Here is a 14,959-nt window from a genome sequence, read left to right on the forward strand (position 1 = left end):
GCTTGGAGGAAATATTAAAAAACTTTGTTGTCTTTTAGAATGAATCAGCCGTGTTGTGACGTTTTTCATATTTGCTAAATTTTTTCTTTTTAAATACAATAGCACATATTTATCAAGGATTTCAATATGATGACAAAAGAAGCAATAGAAGAACTTTTAAATCAAGAACATTATACTTTTGTTGAAAGTGTTTATAATTCAATAGGAGAAGTATATGAGGCTATTTATTTTGTAAAACCTAATCAAGAAGAACTTCAAAATTTTATAAATAATTATGAAGAGATATTAAAAGAAGAAGAATATGAACGAAGAAAAAGCTATTTGGCATATGATATTGAAGAGATTGAAAATTTAGCAGAGGATGAAGAAAGAGACCTCACAGAAGAAGAGGAAGAAAAAATTGCACAGCTTGAAGATGAACTTCAAAGTTTAAAAAATTATCGAAGTTAAAATGACTGAACAAGACAAACTAAGCAAAGCAATTTATGGAACTTCGAGTTTAGAATCTTTTTTTAGAGAAGAAAATAATATTTCTAATAGAAATCCTCTATTAAGAGATGCTCTATTATTATTTTTTGCTTTGACAGAAGAACAACAAGAAGAATTTTACGCAATTATAGATTATAATGAAAATAATAGTGATGTTCCAAAAGAAGATAGACAAGACATGATGTTTAAAATGCTTATGGAAATAAATGAAAGAAGTAAAAACTCGATTAGTCAAATAAGTTTGTCTGAAAGACAGAAAATTGTTGAAGCTAAAACAATTATTTCAGTTGAAGAGTTTGAAATGAAATATGGAGATAGCGAGGAAGTTCAAAGAGTTTATAGAGAAAGACCTCAAAATAAAATTCCATACCACCAAAAAGTTAAAAGAGGAAAAATAACTTATAAAGTTATTGAAGTCGATAGATGGAGAGAAAATAACAATATTTCTAATAAAGAAAATAGATAAAATTGTTGTTTTAACACTATCTAATGGGTCAAAAAGGGGTCAAAAATAAAATTATGATTGAAAAAATCACTATAAATATGGAGTTTTTTAAAAATATCTGAAATGAATATACTTAAAGAGTTTAGAATCAGCGATAAGTGCTCCTACTTGCCGGACAAGAGTCAGACAACGCACTACAAGGTAATAGATAAGTGCTCCACTACTTATTGTGAGGATTTAATAGAGCGCGGATACAGAAGATTTGGCAAGATGTACTTCAGACCAATCTGCCCCACATGTGATGAGTGCAAAAGTATAAAAATAGATGTAGAAAACTTCAACTTTTCATCCTCTCAAAGAAGAGTAATGAGAAAAGCTTCCAAGATTAAAAGCTATATTCAAAGACCTACAATCAGCAAGGAGCACTTAGAGCTTTTTGAAAAATATCATCTCTATATGAGTGAAAAAAAAGGGTGGGAGTTTGCGCCATCATCGGTGCAGAGTTACTATAACTCATTTGTAGATGCCCATAACAATTTCGGTCATGAGGTTTTATACTTTTTGGATAACAAGCTCATCGGAGTAGATTTGATTGATATTCTTAATGATGGCGTATCTTCAATCTACTTCTACTATGACCCTGATTATGCTCATCTCTCTTTGGGAAGGTTCTCTTTATATAATCAGATTGCATTTGCAAAAAAAAGCAAAAAAAGGTGGGTTTACCTAGGCTACTACGTCAAAGAGTGTCCCTCTCTTGTATATAAGTCTCATTACAAACCCTACCTAATGCTTCAAGGCAGACCTACAACAGATGAGGATGCTCTTTGGTTAACTACCTAGGAGCTCCCCTTTTTGGTACTCTCTAATCTCTCTTTTTTGTTGATGCAACTCTTCTTCTAATAGTTTATTTTTTCTCTCTTGCCTCTCTTTATCTTTTTCTCTAAGCCATTTTATTCTCTGTGCTTCACTTCCTCTTTTCGTGGCAGCCTCTCTTGCCTCAACTGCACTCTTACGCTGTTGCAGCTCCTCTTCTATATAGAGTTTTGGCTCCTGCGAGAGAGAAATCTCATCCCTGTGCAAAGTGTAAAACTCTACAATACTCTCTCTGTACTCATCTAATTCTATTATTCCTGAATTTATAAGCTGTTCAAAAAGCATAACATTATCGTTTTGCATTGATTCTTCAAAACTAATTTTAGAGACTCTTATAAAATTTCTGTCTTTTTTATAGAGCTCTCTTAGCTTTTTCAAATAGAGCGCCTCATCTACGCTCTTATCTCCGGACTCGATGGCAAATCCATCCTTTTTTGTAGCATTGACATCTTCTATATACTCTTGTATCTCTTTTTTATAGAGTGATAGCTCCTCTATCTCCGCTAACTTTTCAATAGCTGCAGAGTTGTTGTAAATCGTGTCACCTAGTTGAGAATATACAGAAGGGTTTTTAGCAAAGAGAGTTAGTGATAGAAGTGATAGTATTACAATTTTTTTCATCTTTTTTTGCCTAATTTTTTTATTTTTTTAATTATAATAGATATAATTGCATTATGATTAAAAAAATAAAAGTCGAACTTATTTACTTCTTAGCAATCTTGGTGTTGCTTTCTATTTTACAGCACTCCGACCTATTAAGTTCGCCGATTCAAAGAGCCTCTCTCATGATGGAACGGGGAAATTTTCTACACCCTCTTCTTTGGACATCCGTCGTTTACGTAATTATACTGGCTTTAAGAGCAGTTGTAAAATTTCTATTTTATATAAAAAATAGAAATAAAACTAATTTATCATAAAATTTTGATTTTTTGTAGATAGTTTGGAGTTAATGCCTCCCCCAACTAAGAGGAGGCACTTTTTGTAGCGGTTTAGCCGTTTCTCTTTTTAATAATCTCTTCAGATACATTTTTTGGAACTTCTTCATAGTGATCGAATTCCATAGAGTACGTTGCTCTACCTTGAGTAGCAGAACGAAGATCGGTTGAGTAACCAAACATCTCAGCAAGTGGAACGAATGCATCAACAATTTTGTTTCCGCTTCTATCGCTCATTGCGTTGATTTGTCCACGACGACGATTAAGGTCACCGATAACATCACCCATGTAATCTTCTGGAACTTCAACTTCTACTTTCATCATTGGCTCTAAAATTGAAGGATTTGCTTTTCTACAACCCTCTTTAAAGCCCATTGAAGCAGCAAGTTTAAATGCCATCTCGTTCGAGTCAACTTCATGGTATGAACCGTCATAAAGCGTAACTTCAACGTCTTCCATCGGGTAGCCCGCAAGAACACCGTTGCTCATTGTCTCAGAACAACCCTTCTCAACTGCAGGAATATACTCTTTTGGAATTACCCCGCCCTTGATTTCATTATGGAAAACAAAACCTGTACTAGGCTCGCCCGGCTTGATTCTAAGGTATACATGACCAAAAGCACCGCGTCCACCAGACTGTTTTGCGTATTTGTACTCTTGTTCAACTTCTTTTTTGATAGTTTCACGGTAAGAAACTTGCGGAGCACCGACTTCAGCTTCTACTTTAAACTCTCTTTTCATACGGTCAACAAGAATTTCAAGATGCAATTCGCCCATTCCTGAAATAATTGTCTGTCCTGTCTCTTCATCAGTATGAACTCTAAAAGATGGATCTTCCGCAGCAAGTTTACCGAGTGCTAGACCCATTTTCTCTTGATCGGCTTTTGTTTTTGGCTCAACAGCAACAGAGATAACCGGCTCAGGGAATACCATACGCTCTAGCACAACTGCCTCATCTGAATCACAAAGAGTGTCACCGGTAGTTGTATATTTAAGACCGACTACTGCACCGATTTCACCCGCATAAATCTCTTTAACTTCTTCACGCTTAATAGCATGCATCTTTACGATACGGCCAATGCGCTCTCTTTTATCTTTTGTAGAGTTATGAACGAATGAACCTGCTTCTAATGAACCGCGATAAACACGGATAAAAGTCAATGTTCCAACGAATGGATCAGTCATAATCTTAAATGCTAAAGCAGCAAACTTGCCATCATCAGTAGATGGAACTATGACTTCTTGCTCTTCGTCATCCATCACAGTGCCTTTAATCGGAGCACACTCTACAGGAGAAGGAAGATAAGCAACAACTGCGTCAAGAAGAGTCTGAACACCTTTGTTTTTAAATGCTGTTCCTGCAGTCATAGGAACTATATGCATTGCTATTGTTGCAGCTTTAATTCCTGCAATAATTTCCTCTTCGCTTAGCGCTTCACCCTCAAGGTATTTTTCGGCAAGCTCTTCGTTTCCGTCAACTTCAGAGATTGATTCAATCATCTTTTCACGATACTCTGCAGCTTTGTCCAACATGTCCGCCGGAATCTCTTCTACGTGGTAGTTTGAACCCATTGCAGCATCTACATCCCAAACGATTGCTTTCATCTTAACAAGATCTACAACACCTGTAAAACCATCCTCAGCACCGATTGGTAATTGGATTGGAACAGGATTTCCTTTTAGGCGATCACGAATTTGAGCTTCAACTTGATAGAAATCAGCGCCTGTTCTATCCATTTTGTTAACAAATACAATCGATGGTACACCATAACGATTTCTTTGTCTCCAAACAGTCTCAGATTGTGGTTGAACGCCGCCAACTGCACAGAAAACTGAAACAGCACCGTCAAGTACACGCATAGAACGCTCAACTTCAATAGTAAAGTCAACGTGACCCGGAGTGTCTATAATGTTAATTTGTTTGCCGTCCCATTCACAAGTTGTTGCAGCAGAAGTAATAGTAATACCACGCTCTTGCTCTTGCTCCATCCAGTCCATTGTAGCAGCGCCGTCATGAACCTCGCCGATTTTATGCTCACGACCTGTATAGAACAGAATTCTTTCAGTTGTTGTCGTTTTACCCGCATCAATGTGAGCAGCAATACCGATGTTTCTTACATCTTCTAGTTTATGTGATCTTGCCATAATTTATCCTATTACCAACGATAGTGAGCAAATGCTTTATTTGCTTCAGCCATACGATAAGTATCTTCTTTTTTCTTAAATGCATTACCTTTTTCGGAACCGGCATCCATTAACTCATTAGCCAATCTCTCAGCCATTGTTCTCTCGTTTCTTTTTCTAGAAGCATCAACTAACCATCTAATAGCTAGCGACAATTGGCGTACCGGGCGTACTTCTACTGGAACTTGATAAGTAGCACCACCAACACGGCGACTTTTAACTTCAATAATCGGCTTAATATTTTCAATAGCATCGTTAAATGTATCGATACCTGTTTTTTCACCGCGAGAGCTTACGATATCTAAAGCGCTGTAAATAATCTTCTCAGCTGTACTTTTTTTACCGTCATACATAATTTTGTTTATAAATTTCGTTAAAACTTTGCTTCCATAAACAGGATCAGGCATAATTTCACGAACGGGAGCTTTTCTTCTTCTCATTTGTAATTTCCTTACTTCAATTTTTTTTAAATTTACTCAAAATATATCACTTAAGAGATATCCTGTGTTAGCTTAATATTTTTCAGCTTTTCACTAAAACATAATTTCAAATAAAACTAGTTTCATGAGCCCACTGCTGAAGTGAACTTAGCGTTAGCGTAGTGAAACGGACTTGTTCGTTTCGCGTACTAATTAATGTTTAGGTTCCTAAAAAATAGTCCCTATTTTTTAGGACGTTTTGTTCCGTATTTAGAACGAGCAACCTTACGATTTGCAACACCTGCGGTATCGAGTGCACCACGAACGATGTGATACTTAACACCGGGTAAATCTTTTATACGACCGCCACGAACTAGTACGATTGAGTGCTCTTGAAGGTTGTGACCCTCACCACCGATATAAGAAATAACTTCAAAACCTGAAGTCAAACGAACTTTTGCAACTTTTCTCAAAGCCGAGTTAGGTTTTTTTGGTGTTGTTGTGTAAACACGTGTACAAACACCACGACGCTGTGGACATGATACAAGAGCAGGTGATTTTGATTTTTTAACCACACGTTTACGCTCATTGCGAATCAATTGATTGATTGTAGGCATACAATTCCTTTACTTAATTTTTCCAGTAGAATTTAACTCGCTATTCTCTAGGGAGTTATAGACGCGTAATCTTATAAAAAAAGTGATTAAAGCTAGCTTATTTTAAGTATAAATTAATATATAGAGTTTTATGTGAGAAGCTATAGAGGCTAATCATAGATAACAAGAGTTTAAGCGGAGAGCAACCTCTTGCATAAGCGCAAGAGGTTGAGTTTATTTAAATATATAAAGATGAAACTTAGTTGTACCCAAATACAATCTGTTGATCTTTATAGATACCTGTTCCAACCGGAATAGTACGTCCGATAATAACGTTCTCTTTGAGGTCGTTTAGATCATCTACTTTCGCACTAACCGCAGCTTCTGTCAATACTTTTGTAGTATCTTGGAATGATGCAGCAGAGATAATACTATCAGCTGAAACGGCAGCTCTTGTAATACCAACCAAGAATGGCTCTGCAATCGCAGGGCGACCGCCAAGTTTAATAATCTTCTCATTCTCTTGAGCAAACTTCGTTTTAGAGATTAAATCTCCCGCTATAAACTTCGTATCGCCTGATTTTACAATTTTTATCTGTCTTAACATCTGAGTAAAGATTACCTCAATGTGCTTATCGGAAATATTAACACCTTGTGAACGGTAAACCTGCTGCACTTCGCTTACTAGATAGTCATAAAGTGCTTTAACACCCATAATACGAAGAAGCTCATGTGAAGAGATAATACCGGATGTCAATCTCTCGCCGGCATGTACAAAGTCTCCCGTGTTGACAACCGCAGTGTGCGATTTGTCTACAAAGTACTCTTTAATTATGCCGTTATCAGATGCAACGATAATTCTAATCTTTCCACGAAGAGGCTTTCCGAAACTAACATTTCCATCTATCTCAGATATTAGTGCCGTTGCTTTTGGTCTACGACCCTCAAAAAGTTCACTTACACGAGGAAGACCACCCGTAATATCGCTTGACTTTTGAAGAGCTTTTGGTGTTTTTGCAATGATATCTGCTACTTTAACCGTTGCTCCGTCTCTTACATATATTGATGTTTTTGGTTGAAGCTGGTATCTTAAAAGTTCGCCGTCTTCGCTTGCAAGAACAATTGTCGGTTTGTACTCTGTAGATACGTGATCGCTTATCATTAAACGGGTTTTACCCGTTAGCTCGTCATACTGCTCTGTTGCCGTTGTACCGCTGATGATATCTTCAAAATGAACCACACCGTTTGTCTCGGATATAATCGGGTTAGAGTATGGATCCCACTCTGCAATTACAGTCGACTCGTCACTCTTTGGCTTAGCTATAACAGACTTAGAATCTACAAGCACGTCATCTTCTGCAACGATTACGGAACCGCGCGCAATGTAGTGACGTACTGCTTCACGATTGTTAGCATCTACAACGGTAGCAAAAAGACCTTTTTCTACTACTTCATAACCGGATTTTAGCCCCTCAAATCTCTCTAAATAATCGCCTTTTAGCAAGAAGTATTTCACGACTCCTTCCTCTTTTGCAAAAATCTTTTGTGTTACAGGTGCTCCATTTGCAACTAAAAGCTCGGATGCATATGGTATACGGCTTGGAACATTCCAGCCATCTTTAATTGTTTCAACAATTGATTCATGCTCTTTAACTTCAGAACCGCTCTCATACGGGAAGTAATATTTCCCTTCAATCTGTCCGCCGACACCTGCTAACTCATTAGGTTTAGCAATCTCGTTTTTACGTAGTACGTAACGAACAGTATCAGTTTTAGAAGATACGCTGATGATAACTTCATCATGCACAGTCTGAATCTCAATTTTACCGGCAAAAGGAGCTTTGATTTTTGGTTCAACCAATAGCACTGCTGCATTTCTGCGGTTTGCCACTATGTTTTTGCCCTCTTTTGAAGCATAAGTTTTAAGGTTGTAGTAACGGATAAAACCTTCTTTCTCAGCAACAACCTGTCTCTCTTGAGCAGTCGAGCTTGCTGTTCCGCCAACGTGGAATGTTCTAAGAGTAAGCTGTGTACCAGGCTCGCCGATTGACTGTGCGGCAATAATACCAACAGCCTCACCTCTACGAACTATATATCCTGTTGCAAGGTTTACGCCGTAACATAGTGCACATATACCGTTTTCACTCTTACATGTAGTCGGTGTTCTGATATATGCTGTTTTGATGCCAGCCTCTGCTATAACTTTTGCACTTACTTCATCAAGAAGTGTTCCCTCGGCAAAAAGTATCTCGTTGCTTATCGGGTCAATAACATCATCTGCTAAAACCCTGCCGTTGAGTCTATCTTCAAGAGATTCGATAAGCGTATTTTGATCACTTATATCTGAGATCTCAATACCCTCATGAGTATGACAATCATGCTCAACAACTTTAACATTTTGCGCAACATCTACAAGTTTACGAGTCAAATAACCCGCATTTGCAGTTTTAAGAGCAGTATCGGCAAGACCTTTTCTAGCTCCGTGAGTGGAGATAAAGTACTCGATTACGTTAAGACCCTCTTTAAAGTTAGAGATAATCGGAGTTTCAATAATTTCACCGCTTGGTTTAGCCATAAGACCGCGCATACCGGCAAGCTGACGGATTTGTGCAGCAGAACCACGAGCGCCAGAATCTGCCATCATGTGGATAGAGTTAAACCCGCTCTTATCTGTTTGAACCAGCTCCATCATCTGTGCTGCAAGAGTGTTGTTTGTGTCTGTCCAAACGTCGATAATCTTGTTATATCTCTCTTGTTCAGTTAAAAGACCCGCTTCATACTGCTTTTGAATCTCAAACACTCTGTTTTTAGAGTCAGCGATCTTAACTGATTTTCCCTCAGGTATTTTAATATCATCAATAGAGATAGAGACACCTGATTCTGTAGCATGTTTGAAACCTAAATCTTTAAGTCTGTCTAAGAAACCGGCTGTAATACCTATGCCACCATGTTTTTGAACATAGTCAACTAGTTCATTTATAGCTTTTTTCTTCATAACTCTATTCCAAAGTTCTGATGGAACGAAGTCAGGCAATATTGCTTTAAGCAACATACGTCCTGCAGTTGTATGGATGATTCTTCCCTCATCTCTAGTTCTTACTTTTGCATGAATATCTAACGCATCATGCTCAATTGCTATTCTTACTTCATCAACGTTTGCAAAAAGTTTGTTTGAACCCTTTACGCTGTTTTTCTCCAAAGTAATATAGTAGATACCAAGAACCATATCTTGTGAAGGCGTAGCTATCGCTTTTCCTGATGCAGGCAGAAGGATATTCATAGATGCCATCATCAAGACTTTAGCCTCTGCAATAGCAGCTGAGCCAAGTGGAACGTGTACAGCCATCTGGTCACCGTCGAAGTCGGCGTTGAACGCAGCACAAACTAAAGGGTGAAGCTGAATAGCTTTTCCGTCAATCAGCTTAGGATGGAACGCTTGAATAGAGAGCTTGTGAAGCGTAGGCGCACGGTTTAGAAGTACCGGATACCCATCAACTATCTCAGCAAGACACTCCCAAACTTCGTTTGTTTTGTCCTCAATCATCTTTTTAGCAGCTTTAACCGTTGTTGCATAACCCTTATCTTCAAGTTTTGCAATCAAATGCGGCTTAAAGAGTTCAAGTGCCATCTTCTTAGGTAATCCACACTGATCCATTGTCAGCGTTGGACCTACAACAATTACAGAACGTCCGGAGAAGTCAACACGCTTACCGAGTAAGTTTTGTCTAAAACGACCCTGCTTACCTTTAATGATCTCACTTAAAGATTTCAGTGGACGCTTGTTAGCACCCTTTACAGCATTTGCACGACGACCGTTGTCAAATAGAGCATCAACCGACTCTTGAAGCATACGCTTCTCATTTCTAACAATAATCTCAGGTGCTTCAAGCTCTACAAGACGCTTAAGACGTTGGTTACGGTTGATAACACGGCGATAGAGATCATTTACATCTGATACTGCAAATTTTCCGCCATCGAGTGATACAAGCGGTCTTAAATCTGGCGGAAGGACAGGAAGAACCGTAAGCATCATCCATGCAGGATTGTTTCCTGAATTTAGAAATGATTCAATAACCTTAAGTCTCTTAGCAATAGTTTTTGTTTTTGCTTCGCTTTTTGTAAGTTCAATATCTTCTTTAAGCTGCGTAAACGCATCAACTAAATCGATTGAGTCTAACAAATCACGAACAACTTCGCCACCCATGCGAGCTCTAAAGCCTAACTCGCCAAATCTTGATACTAAAGTACGGTACTGCTCTTCATTTAAAACGTCATATTTTAAAACAGGAGTTTTAGCTTCAGCATCATAGTATGCCTCTCCGCCCGATTCAACAATGTATGCCTCATAATAAAGAACGCGCTCCAAATCTTTCATCTTGATACCCAAAAGAGTACCGATACGAGAAGGTAGTGAACTGACATACCAAATGTGTGCAACAGGCGTCACAAGCTCTATATGCCCCATGCGGGTACGGCGAACTTTAGTGCTAGTTACTTCAACACCACACTTCTCACATACAACGCCTTTGTAACGCATCTTTTTGTATTTGCCACACAGACACTCATAATCCCTTACAGGACCAAAAATTTTAGCACAAAAAAGACCGTCACGCTCAGGTTTAAGCGTACGGTAGTTGATAGTTTCCGGTTTTTTTACTTCCCCGTGACTCCAAGATAACACCTTCTCAGGGGAAGCTAAACGAAACTGTATCTGCTTTATATCAGTCGGCCTTTTCTCCTCAGTTACTTCAATAGCTACTAATTTACTCATTGTCTTCTACCTCGTCAAATATTTCTACATCAAGAGCCAATGCTTGAAGCTCTTTTGTCAATACAAATAGAGTCTCAGGAATGCCTGATTCCGGCACTAACTCACCTTTTGTAATCGCTTTGTACGCACGGACACGTCCATCAACATCATCAGATTTGATAGTAAGCATCTCTTTAAGTACTGCACTTGCACCATATGCTTCAAGTGCCCAAACTTCCATCTCTCCAAATCTTTGACCACCAAAGAGCGCTTTACCGCCGACCGGTTGCTGTGTAACAAGAGAGTATGGTCCGGTTGAACGTGCATGAATCTTCTCATCAACAAGGTGATGAAGTTTAAGAACATACATGTAACCAACGTTTACACGCTCTTTTATCTTCTCTCCAGTCAAACCGTTGTAAAGTACAACTTTACCGTCTGTCTCCATCTTAGCAAGCTTGAAAATCTTCTCAAACTCTTCTGAATTTACGCCTTCAAAAATCGGGGATGCAAACTTAACACCTCTTGACCAGTCACGTGCGTGATTAAGCAGTTCATCATCACTCATTTTAGTGATAACCTCTTTTGCATTCATCATAAGTGCAACATCTGCAATCTCAATCATCTTAGCACGGATATTTTGGATGAAATCTTTTTGTTTAGACTCAAACTCTTTTGTAATCTGATGTCCAAGTTCACGACCTGCCATACCCAAGTGCATCTCTAATACCTGCCCGATATTCATACGAGAAGGAACACCTAGCGGATTGAGACAAATGTCAACGCTTCTTCCATCTTCCATGTACGGCATATCAACCTCTGGTACAATGATTGAAACTATACCCTTGTTTCCGTGACGTCCAGCCATTTTATCACCGACTTTTAACTGGCGTTTTGTAGCGATATATACTTTTACATACTTCACAACGCCGTTAGGTAGAATGTCATCTTTTTCTAAGATATTTAATTTCTCTTCATGTTCATCGCGGAAGAGTCTCTTCTCCTTTTGGAAGTAGTTTTTAGTCTTATTGTACTCTGACTGAATCTCTTCGCTGAATGATTTTATAATCGCATTCATAGCAAAACGGTTTACTTCAACTAAATCTTTTGCATCTATCAAATCACCTGTTTTGTAATTTGTATTACCGATTTTAATATCAGTCGTCAGAGGCTCTTTTGTAAGAAGCTTAGTTACGCGAAGCATCTCCTCTTTATCTATCATAAGAAGTCTGTCATAGTGCTCACGCTCTAAATAATCACGCTCTTCTTTCTCAAGCTCTAACGCGCGTACGTCTTTGTCATAACCTTTTTTTGTAAAGATTTTAACGTCAACTACAACGCCTTCCATGCTTGGAGGACAGTATAGAGATTTGTTTATAACGTGACCGGCTTTTTCGCCGAAAATTGCACGAAGAAGTCTCTCTTCAGGAGTAGGTTTAACTTCACCCTTTGGAGAAACTTTACCGACAAGAATCATACCGCCCGTAACAGTTGTACCGATTTTAACGATACCGCTGTCATCAAGATGAGATAACTCGTCATCTCTTACGTTTGGAATATCACGAGTGATCTCTTCAACGCCGTGCTTCAACTCTCTTGCTTCAACCTCTTTCTCATAGATATGAACAGATGTAAATGCGTCTTTACGGATTAGTCTCTCTGAGATTACGATAGCATCCTCAAAGTTATAACCATTCCAAGGCATAAATGCAACCATTGCATTTACACCAAGAGCAAGCTCTCCTTGATCCATGTTTGGACCGTCTGCAATTATCTGTCCCGTCTCCACTCTCTGTCCGATATTTACAATCGGTTTTTGTGCAAACGCTGTATTTTGGTTAGTACGAAGATTTTTTTGCAATGGATAGTAATCTATATAAATATCTCCTTCGTCATCTCCCATAACGTAGATGTGTTTAGCGTCTACCTTCTCTACAATACCTGAACGTCTAGCTTTTACACACTCCCATGAGTCACGCGCAACAAGCTTCTCAACGCCTGTTCCGACCATTGGTGCCTCACATTTAATAAGTGGTACTGCTTGACGCTGCATGTTCGCGCCCATAAGTGCACGGTTTGCATCATCATGCTCTAAAAATGGAATAAGTGATGCAGCTACACCGACAACCATGTGAGATGAAAGATCGGCATATTCACACTCATTTATAGAACGGTGAAGAATCTCTCCATCCATTCTTGTAACAACCAACTTATCTATAAACTGACCGTTTTCGTCCAATTTGTTTGAAGCGGCTGCTATCTTTTTGCCCTCTTCTTGAGTTGCAGTAAGATAAACAATTTCATTGAGAACTTTTCCATCTTTCATAACTTTATATGGTGCCTCAATAAAGCCGTGCTCATTTACTTTTGCGTATGTTGCAAGAGTGTTGATAAGACCGATGTTTTGACCCTCCGGAGTTTCAACTGGACAGATTCTGCCGTAGTGAGTCGGGTGAACGTCACGAACTTCAAATCCTGCACGCTCTTTAACAAGACCGCCTTCACCAAGAGCTGATAGACGGCGCTTATGCGTTACTTCTGATAGTGGATTTGTTTGATCCATAAATTGTGATAACTGCCCGCCCGAGAAGAACTCCATAATTGTTGAAGTAATCATCTTTGAGTTTATCAAATCGTGCGGCATAAGCTCACTCATCGGTCCGCTCATAGTTGAGAGTTTGTCACGAATCGCTTTTTGCATCTTGATTAAACCGTTATGTAATTCATTTCCTAAAAGTTCACCGATAGAACGAATACGACGATTTCCAAGGTGATCTCTATCGTCAATATGACCTTGTCCGTTTTTTACTTTAATAACATATTTTACTGATTCTATAATATCTTCATGCGTAAGAACAGTTATGTACTCTGGAATATTAAGACTTAGTTTATGATTCATCTTCATACGACCAACTTTTGTCAAGTCATATCTCTCAGGATCAAAGAAAAGCTGATTTACAAATATTCTTGCAGCCTCTTTAGTTACAGGCTCACCCGGTCTCATAACCTTATAGATACGAATAGCTGAGAGAGCATTTTCGTCTTCGATATCTTCAGTATGCTTTAATAACTTTAGCGAATCTGCATCGGCGTTAAATGCGTTAATGATTGAACCATCAACACCTTCAGCCAAGTCATTTGCAATACTAAAGCCTTTTACTCCGATTTCGCTCATTTTCTTAAGCTTATTCTCGTCAATTCTAGTCATAGCGTCAAAAAGAACCTCGCCTGTTTCAGGATCAACAATAGACTTTGCCAAGTAGCGCTCAAGAAGTACTTCAAGAGGGTATTCAACCTCTTTTAGACCATCTTCAATAAATTTTTGTGACTTTTTAGCTGAGAGTCTTTTTCCTGAAGCCAAAAGAACAGTGCCGTCTTTGTCAATAAGATCGTAAGTAAGTCTTGCAGAGTAGTCATTTGGATTAAATGACATAAGAAATTTATTATCTACAATGCTTATATTTTGAATTGGATAAAATAGTTTTAAAATATCTTGCTTTGAGTATCCAAGTGCGCGGAACATAATAGTTACAGGAACTTTACGGCGCTTATTAATTCTCATATAAAGAATATCTTTTGGATCATACTCAAAATAGAGCCATGAACCGCGGTCTGGAATAATCTGACCCGTATAGATAAGTTTGTTGCCCGCAGTTGTTGACTCTTCTTCTTTAAAAATAACGCCCGGTGAGCGATGAAGCTGATTAACAACGACTCTCTCAACACCATTGATAATAAAAGATGTTCTCTCAGTCATTAAAGGAATATCACGAACAAAGATACTCTGCTCTTTAATATCTTTAACGCCCAATTTCTCTTTAGTGTTTTCATCTCTATCCCAAAGAATAAGACGCGTTTTCATTCTTAAGCTTACAGCATAAGTAAGACCACGCTCCATACACTCTCTGACCGTATACTTTGGCTTACCTATTTCACTGCCGATATACTCAAGCGTCAATCTATTTTGAGAGTCATGTATAGGAAAAACTGACTGAAATACTGTCTCTACACCGCTTTGCGACCTCTCTTTTTCATCAAGCATTAAGAACTTGCCGTATGAACTTTGTTGTATTTGCAGCAGGTTTGGTACTTCTATCTGTTGAGGAGTTTTAGAGAAGTCTACACGAAGACGGTTTCCGGAATATAAAGTGTTTAACATTGGCTACCTCGATGAGTTGTTTTTAAGACTTAATCTTTATTGATTAAGGTGTCATATCTAGGCGTCCCTAGACAATTTTTTTGAGCTCGAAATCAGAGCTTGTTTT

The 14,959-nt window shown here is 38.5% G+C and carries 9 protein-coding genes; 3 read left to right on the forward strand and 6 right to left on the reverse strand.

The window, feature by feature from the left end:
• Positions 1–126: 126 nt before the first annotated feature.
• The 3 genes from IBX42_RS03835 (at position 127) to IBX42_RS03845 (ending at position 1,777) form a co-directional block, all read left to right on the forward strand.
• Positions 127–450 (forward strand): hypothetical protein, encoded by a 324-nt coding sequence (locus IBX42_RS03835; protein ID WP_294929052.1) that lies wholly within the window; start codon positions 127–129, stop codon positions 448–450.
• Between the two features lies 1 nt (position 451).
• The gene (locus tag IBX42_RS03840) at positions 452–955 is read left to right on the forward strand and encodes a hypothetical protein (protein WP_294929055.1); all 504 of its coding nucleotides are present in this window, start codon (positions 452–454) and stop codon (positions 953–955) included.
• A gap of 102 nt (positions 956–1,057) precedes the next feature.
• Positions 1,058–1,777, forward strand: a complete 720-nt coding sequence (locus tag IBX42_RS03845; protein ID WP_294929058.1) for an arginyltransferase — start codon at positions 1,058–1,060, stop codon at positions 1,775–1,777.
• Here IBX42_RS03845 and IBX42_RS03850 read toward each other — a convergent pair.
• The 6 genes from IBX42_RS03850 to rpoB all read right to left on the reverse strand — a co-directional run bounded on the left by IBX42_RS03850 (position 1,766) and on the right by rpoB (position 14,853).
• Entirely contained in the window at positions 1,766–2,431 is a 666-nt protein-coding gene (locus IBX42_RS03850; RefSeq protein WP_294929060.1) for a hypothetical protein, read from the reverse strand. The two genes, IBX42_RS03845 and IBX42_RS03850, sit on opposite strands and share 12 nt — an antisense overlap.
• Before the next feature lie 368 nt (positions 2,432–2,799).
• On the reverse strand, positions 2,800–4,890 hold the full coding sequence (gene fusA, locus IBX42_RS03855; RefSeq protein WP_294929063.1) for an elongation factor G: 2,091 nt from the start codon (positions 4,888–4,890) through the stop codon (positions 2,800–2,802).
• An 11-nt stretch (positions 4,891–4,901) separates the two neighbouring features.
• Positions 4,902–5,369: a 30S ribosomal protein S7 gene (rpsG, locus tag IBX42_RS03860; RefSeq protein WP_294929066.1), complete on the reverse strand. Its 468-nt coding sequence runs from the start codon at positions 5,367–5,369 to the stop codon at positions 4,902–4,904.
• 221 nt (positions 5,370–5,590) lie between these two features.
• Complete coding sequence (gene rpsL, locus IBX42_RS03865) at positions 5,591–5,965, reverse strand: 30S ribosomal protein S12 (protein ID WP_194369106.1); 375 nt, start codon at positions 5,963–5,965, stop codon at positions 5,591–5,593.
• 238 nt (positions 5,966–6,203) lie between these two features.
• Positions 6,204–10,715, reverse strand: a complete 4,512-nt coding sequence (gene rpoC, locus IBX42_RS03870) for a DNA-directed RNA polymerase subunit beta' (RefSeq protein ID WP_294929072.1) — start codon at positions 10,713–10,715, stop codon at positions 6,204–6,206.
• Positions 10,708–14,853 (reverse strand): DNA-directed RNA polymerase subunit beta, encoded by a 4,146-nt coding sequence (gene rpoB / locus IBX42_RS03875; protein ID WP_294929075.1) that lies wholly within the window; start codon positions 14,851–14,853, stop codon positions 10,708–10,710. The genes rpoC and rpoB overlap by 8 nt, the downstream gene beginning before the upstream one ends.
• Positions 14,854–14,959 lie beyond the last annotated feature (106 nt).

The sequence above is a fragment of the Sulfurimonas sp. genome (assembly GCF_014859695.1).
Classification (GTDB): domain Bacteria; phylum Campylobacterota; class Campylobacteria; order Campylobacterales; family Sulfurimonadaceae; genus Sulfurimonas.